18 protein-coding genes are annotated in these 16,846 nt (G+C 68.3%); 10 read left to right on the top strand and 8 right to left on the bottom strand.

The genetic code is table 11. The features are described 5' to 3' along the window. The first annotated feature begins 37 nt into the window (after positions 1–37). Positions 38–655 (top strand): LysE family translocator, encoded by a 618-nt coding sequence (locus tag CVM50_RS13635; RefSeq protein WP_085886963.1) that lies wholly within the window; start codon positions 38–40, stop codon positions 653–655. 9 nt (positions 656–664) lie between these two features. Here CVM50_RS13635 and CVM50_RS13630 read toward each other — a convergent pair whose 3' ends face one another. Further along, entirely contained in the window at positions 665–1,489 is an 825-nt protein-coding gene (locus CVM50_RS13630) for an isocitrate lyase/PEP mutase family protein (RefSeq protein ID WP_085886962.1), read from the bottom strand. 104 nt (positions 1,490–1,593) lie between these two features. Between CVM50_RS13630 and CVM50_RS13625 the strand changes: the two genes are divergently transcribed. The 4 genes from CVM50_RS13625 (at position 1,594) to CVM50_RS13610 (ending at position 6,853) form a co-directional block, all read left to right on the top strand. Further along, on the top strand, positions 1,594–2,379 hold the full coding sequence (locus tag CVM50_RS13625; protein ID WP_085886961.1) for a metallophosphoesterase family protein: 786 nt from the start codon (positions 1,594–1,596) through the stop codon (positions 2,377–2,379). 205 nt (positions 2,380–2,584) lie between these two features. After that, complete coding sequence (cysS, locus tag CVM50_RS13620; protein ID WP_085886960.1) at positions 2,585–4,123, top strand: cysteine--tRNA ligase; 1,539 nt, start codon at positions 2,585–2,587, stop codon at positions 4,121–4,123. 178 nt (positions 4,124–4,301) lie between these two features. After that, on the top strand, positions 4,302–5,930 hold the full coding sequence (gene cimA, locus CVM50_RS13615) for a citramalate synthase (protein ID WP_085886959.1): 1,629 nt from the start codon (positions 4,302–4,304) through the stop codon (positions 5,928–5,930). 125 nt (positions 5,931–6,055) lie between these two features. Beyond that, positions 6,056–6,853 carry a squalene/phytoene synthase family protein gene (locus CVM50_RS13610; protein ID WP_232618243.1) on the top strand — a complete coding sequence of 266 codons (798 nt, stop codon included), beginning with the start codon at positions 6,056–6,058 and terminating at the stop codon, positions 6,851–6,853. Between the two features lie 22 nt (positions 6,854–6,875). On the opposite strand, the gene cutA is transcribed toward CVM50_RS13610, so the two are convergent. From cutA to cobA, 3 genes are all read right to left on the bottom strand, one after another. Next, on the bottom strand, positions 6,876–7,190 hold the full coding sequence (gene cutA / locus CVM50_RS13605; RefSeq protein ID WP_085886958.1) for a divalent-cation tolerance protein CutA: 315 nt from the start codon (positions 7,188–7,190) through the stop codon (positions 6,876–6,878). A gap of 38 nt (positions 7,191–7,228) precedes the next feature. Continuing rightward, positions 7,229–8,467: an MFS transporter gene (locus CVM50_RS13600; RefSeq protein ID WP_085886957.1), complete on the bottom strand. Its 1,239-nt coding sequence runs from the start codon at positions 8,465–8,467 to the stop codon at positions 7,229–7,231. A 163-nt stretch (positions 8,468–8,630) separates the two neighbouring features. Continuing rightward, a complete protein-coding gene (cobA, locus tag CVM50_RS13595; RefSeq protein ID WP_085886956.1) occupies positions 8,631–9,473 on the bottom strand; it encodes a uroporphyrinogen-III C-methyltransferase in 843 nt (280 codons plus the stop codon). A 326-nt stretch (positions 9,474–9,799) separates the two neighbouring features. Here cobA and CVM50_RS13590 point away from each other — a divergent pair, with 326 nt between their 5' ends. Then, the gene (locus CVM50_RS13590) at positions 9,800–10,426 is read left to right on the top strand and encodes a DNA-3-methyladenine glycosylase family protein (RefSeq protein ID WP_085886955.1); all 627 of its coding nucleotides are present in this window, start codon (positions 9,800–9,802) and stop codon (positions 10,424–10,426) included. After that, entirely contained in the window at positions 10,423–11,088 is a 666-nt protein-coding gene (locus CVM50_RS13585; RefSeq protein ID WP_085886954.1) for an alpha/beta hydrolase, read from the top strand. The genes CVM50_RS13590 and CVM50_RS13585 overlap by 4 nt, the downstream gene beginning before the upstream one ends. A gap of 63 nt (positions 11,089–11,151) precedes the next feature. On the opposite strand, the gene CVM50_RS13580 is transcribed toward CVM50_RS13585, so the two are convergent. Continuing rightward, positions 11,152–11,580 carry a VOC family protein gene (locus CVM50_RS13580; RefSeq protein WP_232618242.1) on the bottom strand — a complete coding sequence of 143 codons (429 nt, stop codon included), beginning with the start codon at positions 11,578–11,580 and terminating at the stop codon, positions 11,152–11,154. A gap of 246 nt (positions 11,581–11,826) precedes the next feature. Between CVM50_RS13580 and CVM50_RS13575 the strand changes: the two genes are divergently transcribed. From CVM50_RS13575 to CVM50_RS21970, 3 genes are all read left to right on the top strand, one after another. Beyond that, the gene (locus CVM50_RS13575; RefSeq protein ID WP_085887271.1) at positions 11,827–12,411 is read left to right on the top strand and encodes an HNH endonuclease; all 585 of its coding nucleotides are present in this window, start codon (positions 11,827–11,829) and stop codon (positions 12,409–12,411) included. A 105-nt stretch (positions 12,412–12,516) separates the two neighbouring features. Next, positions 12,517–12,816 carry a 2Fe-2S iron-sulfur cluster-binding protein gene (locus CVM50_RS22260; RefSeq protein ID WP_408634063.1) on the top strand — a complete coding sequence of 100 codons (300 nt, stop codon included), beginning with the start codon at positions 12,517–12,519 and terminating at the stop codon, positions 12,814–12,816. Further along, positions 12,710–12,949: a hypothetical protein gene (locus tag CVM50_RS21970; protein WP_085886953.1), complete on the top strand. Its 240-nt coding sequence runs from the start codon at positions 12,710–12,712 to the stop codon at positions 12,947–12,949. The genes CVM50_RS22260 and CVM50_RS21970 overlap by 107 nt, the downstream gene beginning before the upstream one ends. 145 nt (positions 12,950–13,094) lie before the next feature. Here CVM50_RS21970 and CVM50_RS13560 read toward each other — a convergent pair whose 3' ends face one another. From CVM50_RS13560 to CVM50_RS13550, 3 genes are all read right to left on the bottom strand, one after another. After that, positions 13,095–14,681: an ABC-F family ATP-binding cassette domain-containing protein gene (locus tag CVM50_RS13560; protein ID WP_085886952.1), complete on the bottom strand. Its 1,587-nt coding sequence runs from the start codon at positions 14,679–14,681 to the stop codon at positions 13,095–13,097. A 229-nt stretch (positions 14,682–14,910) separates the two neighbouring features. Continuing rightward, positions 14,911–15,423 carry a bactofilin family protein gene (locus tag CVM50_RS13555; protein WP_085886951.1) on the bottom strand — a complete coding sequence of 171 codons (513 nt, stop codon included), beginning with the start codon at positions 15,421–15,423 and terminating at the stop codon, positions 14,911–14,913. Further along, a complete protein-coding gene (locus CVM50_RS13550; RefSeq protein ID WP_085886950.1) occupies positions 15,413–16,738 on the bottom strand; it encodes a M23 family metallopeptidase in 1,326 nt (441 codons plus the stop codon). The genes CVM50_RS13555 and CVM50_RS13550 overlap by 11 nt, the downstream gene beginning before the upstream one ends. Positions 16,739–16,846: the final 108 nt, after the last annotated feature.

The following is a 16,846-nucleotide window of genomic DNA, read 5'->3' as shown; positions in this document are numbered from 1 at the left end:
TGCTCTATCTCGCGCGGATTTACTGCGGAGTGCCCCCATGATCGACCTGCTGGTTTTCATCCCCGCCTGTTTCGCCCTGAACCTGGCGTTCGGGCCGAACAACCTGCTGTCTCTGACCCACGGCGCGGAACGCGGCGTGCCGTTTGCCCTGGCCGCCGCGATGGCCCGGCTGGCGGCCTTCGTGCCGATGATCGCCGCCAGTGCCCTGGGGCTGGGCGTGCTGATGTCGACATCGGCCCTTCTGTTCGGCGTGGTGAAGGTGGCCGGCGCGCTCTACCTGCTGTGGTTGGGCGTGAAACTGCTGCGGACCCGTCCGACGGTCGATGCGCGGGGGCAGGGGCACGTGCCCGCCAGCCTGCGTCAGGCGGCGCGGCGCGAGGGGCTTGCGGCGGTCAGCAACCCGAAAGCGATCCTGATCTTCGCCGCCTTCTTCCCGCAGTTCGTGGATACGCAGGCCTACTGGACAAGCTATGCGACCCTCGGGGCGCTGTTTCTGGGACTGGAGGCCTGCGCGATCACCATCTACGCCCTGGCGGGCCGCTTCGCCGCGCGCTTTGCCGCCCGTCGCATGCACTGGTTCCAGCGCGCCTCGGGCGGCGGCATGGTGCTGTTCGGCCTGCTGCTGCTGGCCAGCCGTCAGCCGGGCCAGGCCTGAGGGCGCGTCTCAGTCGGGCCGCGCGCCTTTCAGCAGCAGTGCGTCGACCACGTCGCCCGCCACGGATTTCTTCAGCTTGGAGAAGCTGCGGTCCTCGTAAATCTCCTGCATGGCGTCGATGATGACGCGATGCGTCGCCCGCGCCAGGGCGGAGCCGAGGGAGATGCGCGCCACGCCGATACGGGCGAAATCCTCGGCCGAGTAGCTGGCCAGGTGGCCGGCGGCCAGGGCGTTGACGGGCAGGTCGGTGCTTTCGACCAGGGCCTGCAGATCCTCGAAGCTGGGCGGGCTGGGCACGTAGAGGACATCGGCGCCGGCGGCCTCGTAGCCCGCGCAGCGGGCCCGCGCCTCGGCCATGTCGTAGGTGCCGTTCATCACCCCGTCGGCCCGCGCGGCCAGCACGAAGTCACCGGGCAGGGCGCGCGCCGCCGCCGCGCCCGCGCGGATCCTTTCCACCGCCAGGTCGTGATCGTAGGAGGTGGCGCCGCCCGGCGGATTGTCCTCGATCGAGATGCCGGCCAGCCCCGCCTCGGCCGCCAGGCGCACGGTTTCGGCCACCGTGTCGGGGTCGTCGCCATAGCCGTTCTCGAAATCGCCCGAGACGGGCAGGGGCGTGGCGGCCACCAGCGCCTCGGCATGGGCCAGGGCCTCGTCCCGTGTGACGTTGCCGTCGGGCCGGCCCAGGGTGAAGCCGAAGGCGGCCGAGGAGGTGCCGATCGCCTGGGCGCCGAGCGCGGCCAGCATTCGGGCCGATCCGGCGTCCCAGGCGTTGGCCAGGACGAAGGGGTGTCCCTTGCGGTGCAGGGCGCGGAAGGCGGGGGCGGGGTCGTGCATCGGGCTCTCCTGTCGGCTCTTGGCCGGAGCGTCGGGCAGAGCGGGCTGCGGCGCAAGGGTTTTTGCGCTTGTCTCGGGCCGGGCCGGCGGGTCAGGCTGCTGACATGACCGGCCCGCTTCTTCCCCTGGAACCCCGCCCCGCGCTGCCCGACCGCTTCGCGGTGCTGGCCGATGTGCATGGCAACAGCGATGCCCTGCGCGCGGTGCTGGCGGATCTGCGGCAGGTGCTGCCGGCCTCGGCCGCGCTGCTGGTGCTGGGCGATCATTTCTCCGGCCCGCTGGATGCGGCCGGCACGGCCGAGCTGCTGCTGCCGCTGGACTGTCACGCCCTGCGTGGCAATCATGATCGTTACCTTCTGGAAGGTCCGCCCGCCGCCCTGGGGCCGTCGGACCGGATCGCCCATGCGGCGCTGGACGCCGCCGCCTTCCGCTGGCTGGCCGGGCTGCCCGAGGGGCTGGATTTCGGCGATGTGCAGGCCTGGCACGCCACGCCCCGCGCTGATGACCGCTACTGGACCCATGTGGCGGGCGAAGACGGTCAGGTGCAGCTGCGCGCGCCGCAGGAGATGGCCGAGGAGGCCCGCGGCACCACCGCGCCCCTGCTGATCTGCGCCCATACCCATCTGCCCGGTCTTTGGGCATTGCCCACGGGCCAGCTGCTGCTGAACCCCGGTTCGGTCGGCTGCCCGGCCTACAGCGACACGGCGCTCGTGCCCCATGTGGTGGCCGCCGGGCACCCGCTGGCCAGCTATGCCCTGGTCGCACGCCGGGCCGAGGGGTGGCAGGTCTGCCACCGCCACGTGCCCTACGACAGCACCGCCATGGCCGCCCGCGCCCGCGCCGCCGGGCGCGAGGACTGGGCCCGCGCGGTCACCCTGGGTCATCTCTAGCCGCGCGGGGCGCATCATCCCCCTTGGCAGATCCGGCCCGACAGGCTAAGGATCGGCGCATGAAGCACATGATCGCCATCATTACCGGCTGCATCATTCCCTGCTGAGAATTCTCTCGCGGGCCGCTTCCTCGTTTCCTGATCCGGAACATCCTGATAAGCCGCCCGCGGGCAAACCCCATCACGGGACCGTCGAGGAGCGAGACATGGTCGAGATCAGGCTGCACAATTCGAAGACGCGCAAGAAGGAAGTCTTCGAGCCGATCACCCCCGAAGACGTCCGGATGTATGTCTGTGGCCCCACGGTCTACGACCGCGCCCACCTGGGCAACGCCCGCCCCGTGGTGGTCTTCGACACGCTCTATCGCCTGCTGCGCCATGTCTACGGACCCGAGCATGTGACCTATGTGCGCAACTTCACCGACGTCGACGACAAGATCAACGCCAAGGCCGAGGCCACGGGCCGCAAGATCCGCGACATCACCGATGAGACCATCGCCTGGTATCACGAGGACATGGAGGCGCTTGGCACCCTGCGCCCTACCCATGAGCCGCGCGCGACCGAATACATCGACCAGATGATCGCCATGATAGAGATGCTGATCGCCCAGGGTCACGCCTATGCCGCCGAGGGCCACGTGCTCTTCTCCGTCGACAGCTACAAGGCCTACGGCGCGCTGTCGGGCCGCACGGTCGAGGACATGATCGCCGGTGCCCGGGTCGAGGTCGCGCCCTACAAGCGCGATCCGATGGATTTCGTGCTGTGGAAACCCTCGGACGAGGGCACGCCGGGCTGGGCCAGCCCCTGGGGCCGGGGGCGTCCGGGCTGGCACATCGAATGCTCCGCCATGAGCTATGAGCTTCTGGGGGAAAGTTTCGACATCCATGGCGGCGGTATCGACCTGCAGTTCCCGCACCACGAGAACGAGATCGCCCAGAGCTGCTGCGCCCACCCGAAGGGCAAGTTCGCCAACTACTGGCTGCACAACGAGATGCTGCAGGTCGAGGGCAAGAAGATGTCCAAGTCGCTGGGCAACTTCTTCACCGTGCGGGATCTGCTGGATCAGGGCGTGCCGGGGGAGGTGATCCGCATGGTGTTCCTCGGGACGCACTACGGCAAGCCGATGGACTGGACGGAGAAGAAGCGCGCCGAGGCGGAGGCCACCTTGCGCAAGTGGCGCGGTCTGGTTGCAGGCGTCGAGGCCGGAGAGGTGTCGGAGGCTGTCGTGAATGCGCTGTCCGATGACCTGAACACCGCCGGCGCCGTGGCCGAGCTGCACAAACTGGCGAGCGCAGGCGATGCGGCGGGGCTGAAGGCCTCGGCGCAGTTCCTCGGGCTGCTGACGGAGGAGCTGGGGGCCTGGGCCGAGGCGCCGGACCTGAGTTCGATCGAGACGGAGATGGCAAAGTTCCTTGAAGCTAGGGCTGCGCTGCAGAGCGCGGCACGCCAACTTATCAAGGGGACAGACGATGAAAAGGTAAGGGCTAAGGCCCTGTTTGAGAAATGCGATCTCGCTCGGAATGACCTGAAGGCAATGGGTATAAATATTCAAGATACGAAAGATGGCGCATCTTGGGATGCTGACCCAGCAACGCTGATGCAATTTTCCGATGTGCCGCCTGCGGGCGTGGTCGTTTCTCATACTGAAGCTGAAATGCTCGTAGGTAATCCCTCGAACAGTGGCTTTGTTCGGGTGGCAGAGAAGGTTCAGTCTTGGCGTCGAACGCTGGAGGCGGAGAATTGACTGTTTCTCTCTTTTCAGAGGTCAGTTCCCGGCCGCGGGGGGGGGCGAAAGCCCCCGCCCGGGGGGGCGGCCGGGGGCTGACCGGGCCGCTGCGCGACCCGGTCGGTTCTTCTAAACCTGACCGCAGATCCCAAAAATACCCGAGCCTCGCTCGCCAACGGGCCGGAGGAGGGCTCTGATGGAACGTCTCTATCTCTACGACACGACGCTGCGCGACGGGCAGCAAACGCAAGGGGTGCAGTTCTCCACCCCCGAGAAGATCCGCATCGCCGAGATGCTGGACGAGCTCGGCGTCGACTACATTGAGGGTGGCTGGCCCGGGGCCAACCCGACCGACAGCGCCTTCTTCGAGGCCGCCCCCGAAACCCGCGTCACCATGACCGCCTTCGGCATGACCAAGCGCGCGGGCGTCTCGGCGGAAAACGACGACGTGCTGGCCGCCGTGATGAACGCCCGGACGCCTGCCGTCTGCCTGGTGGGCAAGACCCACGATTTCCACGTCTCCACCGCGCTCGGTATCACGCTGGAGGAGAACCTCGACAACATCTCCCGCTCCGTTGCGCATATGGTGGCCGAGGGCCGTGAGGCGCTGTTCGACGCCGAGCATTTCTTCGACGGCTGGAAGGCCAACCGGGAATATGCGCTGGAATGTGTCCATGCGGCGCTGAACGCGGGCGCCCGCTGGGTGGTGTTGTGCGACACCAACGGCGGGACGCTGCCGGTCGAGATCGGGGATATCGTGCGCGATGTCATCGCCTCCGGCGCGCCGGGCGACCGGCTGGGCATCCACACCCACAACGACACGGCCAATGCGGTGGCGGGTAGCCTGGCAGCGGTGGATGCGGGGGTGCGCCAGATCCAGGGCACGCTGAACGGGCTGGGCGAACGCTGCGGCAATGCCAACCTGGTGACGCTGATCCCGACGCTGCTGCTGAAAGAACCCTATGCCTCGACCTACGAAACGGGCGTGAACCCCGAGGCGCTGGTGAACCTCACCCCGATCTCGCGCCAGCTGGATGACATTCTGAACCGCGTGCCGGTGAAACAGGCGCCCTTCGTCGGCGCCTCGGCCTTCGCCCACAAGGCCGGCCTGCACGCCAGCGCGATCCTGAAAGATCCCTCGACCTACGAACACGTGGATCCTGCGGTGGTCGGCAACGAGCGCATCATCCCCATGTCCAACCAGGCCGGGCAGTCGAACCTGCGCCGCCGGTTGGAGGAGACGGGGATCACCGTGGAAAAGGGCAACCCGGCCCTGGGCGAGATGCTGTCCGAGGTGAAGGCGCGGGAGGATCGCGGCTATACCTACGACAGCGCTCAGGCGAGTTTCGAACTTCTGGCGCGCAAGGTGCTGGGGCAGTTGCCCGCCTTCTTCGAGGTTGATCGCTACCGGGTCAGCATAGAACGGCGCCGCAACGCCCGCGGCGAGGTGGTGACCGTGTCGGAGGCGGTGGTGGCCACCATCGTGGACGGGCAGAAGATCCTGTCGGTGTCGGAAAGCCTGGACGAGGCCGGCAACGACCAGGGTCCGGTCAACGCGCTGTGGACGGCGCTGGCCAAGGACCTGGGCAAGTACCAGTGCCAGATCGACGACATGCGGCTGGTCGACTTCAAGGTGCGCATCACCCAAGGCGGCACCGAGGCCGTCACCCGCGTCATCATCGACAGCGAGGATGGCGAGGGGCGCCGCTGGTCCACCGTGGGCGTTTCGGCCAACATAGTCGACGCCAGTTTCGAGGCGCTGGTCGATGCCGTCACCTGGCGGCTGATGCAGGTGCCGCCGGCGCAGGCACTGGCCGGGGAATAACCCGTCCGGGCGGACAGGGGGGCAGGGGGCTGGGCAGCCGCCTGCCGCTCTGATACCTCCCGCCGCAACGCGGCGCGCGCGCCCCGACTCCCCTGCGCCGCCGCCCGCCTGACCGGAGACCGCCCGTGACCTCTTCCTCCCCCGACGCCCCCTGGTCCGACGACCTGACCGCCTGTGCCGAACTGGTGGAACGCGGTGACGTGCCCCGCTTCCGCGCCACCATGGCCGCGCCGGTGTCCGCCCGCCCGGCGCTTTTCGCGCTCTACGCCTTCAACATCGAGGTCAGCCGCGCCCCCTGGGTCACGCAGGAGCCGATGATCGCCGAGATGCGCCTGCAGTGGTGGCGCGACGCGCTGGAGGAGATCGGCAAGGGCGAGGGCATCCGGCGGCATGAGGTGGTCACGCCCCTGTCGCACTACCTCACGCCGGCGGGAGCCGGGATTCTGGACGGGCTGATCGAGGCGCGTCGCTGGGACATCTGGAAGGAACCCTTCGAGGATGACGCCCATTTCCGCCGCTACCTGGATGCGACCTCTGCCGGTCTTCTGCGGGCGGGCGCTGGCATGCTGGGCGGTGATCTGCCCGAGGCCGTGGCCGCCGACGCGGGCTTTGCCCTGGGCCTGGCCGCCTGGTTCCGCGCCATCCCGGCGCTGGAAAACGCGCAGCGGATGCCGTTGCCCGACGGGCGCGAAAGCACGGTGCGCGATCTGGCGGACGAAGCCCTGACGCGGCTGGCTGCCGCGCGGGCGCAGCGGGGGGCGGTCGGCAAGGCGGCGGCGCCGCTGCTGTTCCTCGCCCCCGAGGCGGCGATGGTGCTGAAACTGGCGCGCAAGGAACCGGCTCGGGTGAAACAAGCGGCGCTCGATCCGGCGCCGCTGGCGACCCGGCTGGGCCTGCTGCGGGCCAGCCTCGGCCGCTGGTGATCCCGGGCGGCACGGCGGCCTGTCAGGCCTCGCGCGTCTCCGCGATGACCCAGGCCTCATAGCCCGCGTTGGCCTGCACCTCATGGCGCAGCACCGCGGGCAGCTCGTAGGGATGCAATTCAAGGATCGCCGCCTCGACCGCTTCGGCCAGCTCGATCCGGGTCTTCACGCGCAGGGAATATTCCTCCTCCGCACGGACCTCGCCTTCCCAGCGATAGAGGCTGACCACGGTGCGCGAGCGGTTGGCGCAGGCGATCAGCCGCGACTCCAGCAGATGCGCGGCGATCCGGTCGGCCACGCCGCGGGCGGGACAGAGTGTTTCAACCTCAAGGATCATCCGGTCCTCCTCGCAGGGCTCGGGCTGGGGCGGGGCGCTCAGGCATCCGCGTCATCCTTTGGTCGTAGCACCAGCCAGATCAGCGCGCCACCGGCAAGCGCCAGAAGCGGGGCCATGGCCAGGTTGACCGCGCTCCACCCGGCCTGGGCCGAGGCACCGGAGCAGTTCATCAGCCCGCCCGAGGCGAAGGAGGCCGCGGTGACCCCGCCGAAGACGATCAGGTCGTTGAGGCCCTGCATCCGGCCGCGCTCTTCCTTCGTGTGGCTTTGCGCCAGCATCGTCGTCGCCCCGATGAAACCGAAGTTCCAGCCGACGCCCAGCAGGATCAGCGCGCCGAAGAAGTTCTCCAGCTGTACGCCCTGAAGGGCGACGGCCCCTGCGGCGGCCAGGATCACCAGCCCGGCGCCCACGACCTTTTCCACGCCGAAGCGGGCGATCACGTGGCCGGTGAAGAAACTGGGCACATACATCGCCAGCACGTGGGCGCTGACCACGTCGGCGGCATTGGTCGTCTCAAATCCGCAGCCGACCACGGCCAGCGGGGTGGAGGTCATCACCAGGTTCATCAGCGCGTAGGAGACCATGGCACAGATCACCGCCACCAGTATGCGCGGCGTGGTGATCAGCTCCCACCGGCTGCGGCCCGGGGCAGGGGCGGCGGTGCCGGGGGGATGCGCCTCGGGGCGCGGAATGTCGAGGAAGCTGAAAAGGACCGGCCCCAGCAGGTTCAGGCCCATGACCAGTAGGTAGGTGCCCATGAAGGGCACGATCAGCGCGTCATTGGTCAGCTTGCCCAGTTGTGGCCCGATCAGCGCCGCCAGCAGCCCGCCCGCCATGACGTAGGAGATCGCCTTGGGCTGAAACTCCGGGCTGGCGGTGTCGGAGGCGGCGAAGCGGAAGAAGCCCTGCGTCGACATGTAGGTGCCGGTCAGCAGCGAGCCCAGCAGGAAGATGACGAAGCTCTGTTGGAACAACCCGAAGGCCGCGACCAACGCGCCCAGGGCGCCAAAGACCGTGCCAACCGAGAAGCCGAAACGGCGCCCGCGTTTCTGCATCAGCGCCGACATCGGCGTGGCCGACAGCATGGACCCCAGCACGATCATCGAGATCGGCATGGTCGCCAGGCACGGGTTGGGCGCCAGGCTCTGCCCGGCCAGCCCCCCGATGGTGAAGATCATCGGCATCTGCGCACCCAGGATCGCCTGGGCCGCCACCAGCACCACCACGTTGCGGCGGGCGCGGGCATCGGTATCGGGGGAGTATGTCGTTTCGGTCATGAACGAAGCCGTAGCCCGGCTTTGCGCGTGCGGCAAGTGCCAGCATGACGCGGGCCATGCGGGATCGTGTGGATGATTGTGTGCGGCGCGCGGCCGCTATAGTGCTGCGTCGCCCGTGCCCGCCCCTTGATGCGCCCAAGGGAACCGCCAAAGCGGGTCCGGATCAGGCGCCTTGGGCCTTGACTCCCAGCGGGTCCAGCGAGCGCGGCGCGGCGCCTTCGGCCAGGGCCTGCCAGTCCAGCGCTTCGCGCATCTTCACGTTGTGGCCGATGCACAGGATCGCCGGCGGCTGCAGGTCCGAAGCCTCGATGTCGTCGGCCAGATGCGCCAGCGTGGTTTCCAGCACCTGCTGGTCCGGTGTGGTTGCGTTGCAGACCACGGCGGCCGGCGTATCACCCGGGCGGCCCGCTGCCATCAACTCGTTGGCGATATGGCGGGCGTGCTTCATGCCCATGTAGATCACCAGAACCTGCGCGCCTTCCGCCAGCGCCCGCCAGTTCAGCGAGCCGGGCGCCTGGCCGGTGTGGTCATGTCCGGTGACGAAGGTCACCGACTGGTTCACGTCGCGGTGCGTGACGGGAATGCCCGCATAGGCCAGCCCGCCGATGCCCGCGCTGATGCCCGGCACGATGCGGAAGTTGACCCCATGGGCCAGCAGCGTCTGCGCCTCTTCCCCGCCGCGCCCGAAGACGAAGGGATCGCCCCCCTTCAGTCGCAGCACCCTCTTGCCGGCCTTGGCCAGTTCGACCAGCTTCAGCGAGATGTCCTGCTGCTTGGCCGAGGGCTTGCCACCGCGCTTGCCGGCGTAGACCAGCTCGGCGTTCATCGCCCAGTCGAGGATCTCGGGGCTGACCAGCGCGTCGTAGACCACCACGTCGGCCTGGCGCAGCGCGTTCAGCGCATGCAGGGTCAGCAGCCCGGGATCACCGGGGCCGGCGCCGCAGAGCCAGACCCATCCGGGTTCCATGTCAGGCCAGTTCGAGGGAGGGAGCGCGATGTCTTTCATGCGCCCAATATACGCGCGCGCCCGGGCACCGGCCTAGGGGGGCGCCGCAATAAGAACCCCGTCGCGCGCGCCCATTGGCGCCCCGAACCGGCGTTCCATGCCGCGCCCGCGGACCCAAACATCGTTCCGCACCCATCCCCCGCCGCAGGCCGCCATCGCGCGGCGCCAGGCAGCGCCCCGGGCGCACTGCCGAGGGCATCGCGCCGTGTTCAGGTCTTCTCTTTGCGGGAAATACTCCGGGGGAGTCGCCCTCCGGCGGCGGGGGCAGAGCCCCCCTTTTCCTCCTCCGGCAGACGCCTATGCTGCGCTGCGAACGGAGAGGTGACATGGCCGAGATCCTGGAAAGCGAAGAGGTGCTGGCGCGCGGCGTGGCCTGGCTGGCGGCGCGCGACGAGGGGCTGGCGCTGGTCGCCGCCAGCGGCCCGCTGCCACCCCTGCGACGCCGGCCACCGGGCTTTGCCACGCTCTTGCTGGCCATCGTCGGGCAACAGGTCTCGACCGCCTCGGCCGCCGCGATCTGGGCACGGCTGGAGACGGCCGGGCTGACCGACCCGACCCCGATCCTGGCCGCGGGGGAGGAGGGGCTGCGCGCCTGCGGGCTGTCGCGGCCCAAGATCCGCTATGCCGTGGCCCTGGCGGGGGCCGGCATCGACTTCGACGGGCTGGACGCGCTGGACGACCCGGCGCTGATCGACCGGCTGGTGGCCCTGCCGGGCATCGGGCGCTGGACGGCGGAGATCTATGGCACCACGGCGCTTGGCCGTGCCGATCTGATCCCGGCGGGCGATCTGGCCTTGCAGGAGGCCACGCGCCTCCTCTACGGATTGTCCGAGCGGCCGACGGAGGCCGCGTTGCGCGCGCGGGCCGCCCCCTGGGCACCCTGGCGCGGAGTTGCCGCCAGGCTCCTGTGGAGCCACTACGCGCGAGAGAAGAAACGGGAAGGGGTCACATGACACGGGTTCTGAATGCCGAGCGGCGCGCGCCGCTCTCGGGGGATACACGCTCTGCGGTGGTGTTCCTGCACGGCTATGGCGCCAACGGCGCCGATGTGCTGGGGCTGGCCGATCCGCTGTCGGAACATCTGCCCGATACGTTGTTCGTGGCGCCCGATGCCCCCGAGGAGATGGCGGTGAACCCCGGCGGTTTCCAGTGGTTCCCGATCCCCTGGATGGACGGCTCGTCTGACGAGGAAGCGGAACGCTCGATGATGGCCTCGGTCGATGACCTGAACGCCTTCCTCGATGCGCTGATGGTGGATGAGGACCTGATGCCGGAACAGGTCTGCCTCTTCGGCTTCTCCCAGGGCACGATGATGGCCCTGCATGTGGCGCCCCGGCGCGAAGATCCGGTGGCGGGCGTCGTCGGTTTCTCCGGCCGGATCCTGAACCCCGAGCTGCTGGCGGATGAGACCGTGTCGCGGATGCCGGTGCTGCTGGTGCATGGCGATCAGGACGACGTGGTGCCGCCGCAATCCCTGCCGCTGGCCGCCGAGGCCCTGCAGGAGGCGAAGTTCCGCGAGGTCTTTGCCCATATCATGGAAGGCACCGCACATGGCATCGCCCCCGACGGGCTGTCCGTAGCCCTGGCCTTCATGCGCGACAAGTGCGGGTTCTGATCCTTCGGTCCTGACAGGTGTCCTGACCGGGGCGCGGGGCGGGGGATCCGCCCCGGCGCCATCTCAGACCTCGTCGAACCACAGGCGCGGCTCGGCAAACTCCAGCGAATTGCCCGCCGGATCGCGGAAATAGATCGACCGGGCGCCGTTCGGCCAGTGGAAATCGGCCTCCACCGGCACACCCGCGGCTTCCAGCCGCTCCTGCCAGGCGTGGATCTCGGCGGCGGAGGCGGAAAAGCACAGGTGCCCCTCACCGCGGCAGCCATGGGGCGGCACCGGCAGTTCGGGGTTGCTGCCCCCGGCGGCGGTGGCCAGCGGCTGGAACAGCAGCAGCACCATGTTTCCCACGCGGAAGAAGACATGCCGGTCCTCGACCCGGGCAATCTCGGGCAGGCCCAGCACATCGGCGTAGAAGCGGGCGGTGGTTTCGAGGTCCTCTGCGTAAAGCGCAGTTTCCAGCAGGGCCTCGGGCGGGGCGGGGGGAAGGGGCATGTCGTCTTGCATGTCCCAAAGATAGCCCTCGCCGCGCCGCCGGCTAGTGCCCAAAGGCCCACCCTGTGGATAACCGCCCATGGTTGTCATTTCAGCGTTACGCAGTCCCGGTAGAGCAGAGGCAGGTCAATTGCAGATCGTGGGGCTTGCCAGGTTCTGGACGCGATATATAGTTGACTCAAGACTGGGGCGGGTAACCCCGCTCTGGTGCTGAAGACGGCAGGCAGGGCGGGAGCACTTGTGAAGATGGACGGAGACTTCAGACGCGAATTCGTACGGGAACCGGCGTTCCTGAAACAGCACCCGGCACTGGTGCTGAATGCGGACTACAGACCCCTTTCCTATTACCCGCTGTCGCTGTGGCCCTGGCAGGAGGCCGTTAAGGCGGCCTGGCTGAACCGGGTCGACATCGTCGCCGAATACGACACCTGGGTGCATAGCCCCAGTACCGAGATACGGATCCCCTCGGTCGTCGTCCTCAAAGATTACGTGAAACCTCAGAAGCGCGTGGCCTTCACGCGCTTCAATCTTTTTCTGCGGGATGAATTCTGCTGCCAGTACTGCGGGGCGAAGGGGGATCTGACCTTCGATCACGTGGTGCCGCGCGCCTCGGGGGGGATCACCAGCTGGGAAAACGTGGTGGCCGCCTGTGCGCCCTGCAACCTGCGCAAGGGATCGAAATCGTTGCGTCGCGCGGGGATGAGCCTGCGCAAGCCGCCGCGCCCGCCCTCGGCGGAGGAGCTGCGCAACATGGGCCGCCGGTTCCCGCCCAACCACCTGCACGACAGCTGGCTGGACTTCCTCTACTGGGACGCGGAACTGGACGCCTGAGCCCCTCGGCAATGACATACGGGCATCTGGTGATCCTGATGACCTTATCTGGCCAGGCAGCTTTCGAAGGTTTCCAGCAGCACCTCCAGGTCGGCGCCCAGCACCATGCCGCGTGGGGAGGTGAAGCCGTGCCCCTATTGCACGATGGCTGTCTGCTTTGACTACCTGGTCACCGTCGACGGGCAGCCGAACCGTCAGGCCTGTATGACCGGACCCGGGACGGCATGGTGGTTCAACGCCAGAAGGGCGCCGCGTCTCAGGTCAGGACCTTGGCATCGTCGGGGCCGGTCCCGTCGGCATGGCCGCCGCTCAGGCGGGGCTGCGGGTGACGTCGTTGGAAAAGGACAGTGTGGCGCGACATGCCTCGGGCGTGAATGCCGGCGGCGTGCGCCGCCTGGGGCGTGACCTGGCGGAGGTACCTCTGTCGGAGCGACCGATGCGCATGGCCGCGGTGAGGGCCATGAGAGGGAGATGGGTCTTTTTGATTGCTTTCATCCTGTTGGAGCTTCGGTTTCTTGTTGAGAACGATGGGCTGTGAAGCTGGTAAACTCGGGGGCTGCTGCCCATTAAGGCTCCATTGGGCCACGGGGCATTGTGGGCGGTCCCGGGCTGATGCCCGGGATCCGACGCGCCGTTGAAGGCTAGAGGTGATTGAAATCTGGGCGGGACGAGATCGCTGTTGGTCAGTCACCCAGCGAGATCACCCGGTCGGGGCGAAGCGCATCGAGGAAGGCCCTGTCGTGGCTGATCGCGACCACCGCGCCGTCGTAGCTCTCCAGCGCTGCCTCCAGCGCTTCCAGCCCCGGCAGGTCCAGATGGTTCGTCGGTTCGTCCAGCAGCAGCAGCTGTGGCGGCGGACAGCCGCCCAGGGTGCAGCCCAGACCCGCGCGCAGACGCTCCCCGCCGCTGAGGGCCTCCGCTGATCGCCGCGCGTCTTCGGCGCGAAAGCCGAAGCGGGCAAGCGCGGCCTGGGCCGTCTGGACCGTCGCGCCGGGGTTCAGGGAGCGGAAGCTGTCGCGCAGGGACTGATCCCCGTCGAGGAAGCTCACATTCTGATCCAGCAGTGCCCAGGCGGACACGCCCAGCGTGACCCGGCCGGCCGTCGGGAACAGGGCGCCGGTCATCAGGCGCAGCAGCGTGGTCTTGCCGCTGCCGTTCGGGCCGGTGACCGCGATCCGCTCGGGCCCGGTCAGGGTCAGGGACAGGTCGTGGATCACCGGGGCGGCGGGATCCGGTCCGCCACTGACGCCCTCCAGATGCAGCACGGTCTTGCCCGCCGGCAGACCCGTGGGCGCGATTTGCATGCGCAGTGGCGTCAGAACCTCGATCTGCGCGCGCGCGTCGGCAAGCGCTGCCTCTGCCGCGTCTCGGCGGGCGTCGCGCAGGCGGTGGCCCACGCCGCCAGAGGCCTCGGCACGTTCCTTCGCGGCGTCCAGCAGGATCTTCGGCTGGCCCCCTTGCGCGCGCGACCGGCGGCCAGCGGCGTCTTTCCGCGCCTTGCGCTCCGCCGCCTGGCGAGCCCGGCGCGCGGTCTCCTCCCGGGTCTTCTCGGCATGGGCCAATGCGTGCTCCGCGGCTGCCAGCTCCTGTGCCTTCTGGGCGCGATAGGTGCTGTAGCTCCCGCTATAGCGCGTGGCGCCAAGCGAGGTCAGCTCGACGATGGTGTCCATCTCCTCCAGCAGTTCCCGATCATGGCTGACGACGATGGCGCCGCCGGTCCAGTCCCGCAGCAGCGCGATCACCGCACGGCGCCCGTCGCGGTCCAGGTTGTTCGTGGGTTCGTCCATCAACAACATGTCCGGATCGGCGAGGAGCAGGGCGGCCAGCGCCGCCCGTGTGCGCTGCCCGCCCGAGAGACGGGCCAGCGGCGTGGTCGGGGCCACCGACAGGCCGCAGCGGTCCAGTGCGGCGTCCAGGCGCGCGGGCAGGGTCCAGTCCGCCTCGGCCAGTTCGGCCGCGCTGGCCCGCCCGGCCTCGGCGCGGTCGATCAACGCCAGGGCAGGGGCGGCGCCCATCAGGTCGGCCACCGTTTCATCGGGCCGCGCGATACTGTCCTGGCGCATGTAGGCCAGGGTGCCGGTTTGGGTGATCTGCCCGGCCGAGGGAGAGAGCTGGCCCGCGATGAGGCGCAGCAGCGTGCTCTTGCCCGTGCCGTTGCGCCCGACGATGCCGGTGCGCTCGGGGCCGAAGGTCAGATCGAGATCGGTGAAAAGCGGGGTGCCGTCAGGCGTGGCGGCCGACAGGCGGGACAGGGTGATGGAGGCAGGCATGGTGCAGGACTTCTCGCAGCGAAACCGAAGGGGTGAAGGCGGCGAAAGTCTTGTTCATGGCGCACGGGTCTCCTGTCCTGGATGGCTCAGAGGTAAGGGCTGTGATCCGCCTGCGCAAGGTCTGCGCGGTGCGGTTGGTGCGGCGCACCCACGCTGTCGGACAACAAAAAGCCCCGGTCGCGGCGCGCCGGGGCTTTCGGGATCTGGGGGCCGTCCGGGCCTTGCGGGGTCAGCCCTCGGAGGCCGGGGCGGCGGGCTTGCGGGCCGGGGCCTGCTGCTGCTTGGTGCCGGAGGACAGCGGATCGTCCTGACGCTGCACGGAGCCTTCGAAATGGGCGCCGCTTTCGATCGCGATGGTCTTGTGGATGATGTCGCCTTCGACACGGGCGGTCGAGGTCAGGCGCACCTTCAGGCCACGCACGCGACCGATGATGCGGCCGTTGATGACCACGTCGTCGGCGGTCACCTCACCGCGGATCGTGGCGCTTTCGCCGACGGTCAGCAGATGCGCGCGAATGTCGCCTTCGACGGTGCCTTCGACCTGGATGTCGCCAGTGGTCTTCAGGTTGCCGGTGATGTGCAGGTCCGAGGACAGCACCGACGCCGGCGGCTTCGCCTTGGGGGCGGAGGGCTTGAAATCGGGCGCGGGCTTGGACTTCGGAGCCGCATCGGCCGCCGCTGCCGGAGCGTTGTTCTCTGCGGTCTTGGGACCCGGTTCGTTGATTTTGCTCTTAGAAAACATCTCTTGCCGCCTTGATATAATTCATGGGGTTCACGGGTTTGCCACCCACACGGATTTCATAGTGAAGGTGGGGGCCGGTCACGCGTCCCGAAGCTCCCATATCACCGATACGTTCCCCGCGCGAGACTCTTTCTCCCACGCTCACACCGAGGCGCGACATATGGGCGTAGCGGGTCTCGATGCCAAAGTCATGCTTGATCTTCACCAGGCGGCCATAGCCCGAGGACCAGCCGGCATGGGTCACGACGCCATCGGCGGCGGCGTAAAGGGGCGTGCCCACCGGGGCGGCCATGTCGGTGCCGTAGTGCTGGCGGATGCCGCCGGTCTTCGGGTCGCGGCGGGTGCCGAACTGCGAGGAGTAGCGGAAGCGGCCATGCACCGGCATCGCGAAGGGCGCTTTCTCGGCGGCGATGCGGTAGAGGTCCAGCTCTTCCAGCCGTTCGAGGATGGCGTTGGCGCGCTCGGTGTCGGGCGAGGAGACCTCGCCCATGGTCGAGAAGGAGATCGGCGTCAGCGGCCCGCCGCGCCCGGTATAGCCACGGCGGACCTGGTCGATCAGGGTGTCGGTGTTCATGCCGGCGGCACGGAACATCTTGTCCAGCGGCTCCACCGAAACGGTCATGGCTTCTTCCAGCTGGCGGAAGATCGCGTCGTTCTGGTCTTCCATCAGCGCGATGCGCTCTGCCATCTCGTCGGCCTGGGCCAGGGCGTCCTGGGCGCCGCGTTCGGTGGCGTCGCGTTCCTCTGCGGTTTCCGACAGGGCGGCGGTCAGCACGTTCAGCGTGTCTTCGGCATAAGCCGGCAGCGCTTCGCGCTCACCGTTTTCCGACGGCGCTTGCAGGGCTGCCAGTTCCGCGCGGACCTCGTCGCGTTCATCCAGCGTCTTGCGCAGGGTGGACTGGATCACGTCGATGCCGGTCTCCAGCTCGCCACGGCGCGCCTCCGATTGCAGCAGTTCGGTCTGCATGACCGAGATCCGTTCCAGCGCGGTGTTGAACCGGTCCTGTGCCGCCAGCGCCTCCTGCTCGCGCAGGTCGCGTTCGGCGGCCATGGCGTTCAGGCTTTCGCGGAAGGTCTGCTGGTCGCGCATCGCCTGTTCGCGGTAGTTGCCCGATCCGATGCTGTCCATCAGCAGGATCGCGGTGGCGATGATCGTCCAGGAGACGATCATGGTCCCGCCCGCCGCGGCGATGATCTGGGTCATCGGCCGCAGCCGGATGAACCGTGTGTCCGCGTCGGAGCGGAGAAAAACCCTGCGTTCCGGAAAATGCTTTTCCAGAAACGCTCTCATGCGGATCTCTAGCTTGGTTCTCACGAGGTCCCGTATCCCTCTTTGTCCCGTCCTTTTGCGCCCGTCGCGAGGTCCCCACCTCAGGCGCCTGAACCCAGTTACCCGCGCGTCTGCGCTCGGGCAAGGTGTTTG

Origin of the sequence: Pseudooceanicola marinus, from assembly GCF_002786295.1 — a bacterium.
In the GTDB taxonomy this organism is placed as follows: Bacteria; Pseudomonadota; Alphaproteobacteria; order Rhodobacterales; family Rhodobacteraceae; genus Pseudooceanicola; species Pseudooceanicola marinus.
Note: the sequence above shows the minus strand (reverse complement) of the source record. Positions and strands in the feature narration are given on the sequence as shown.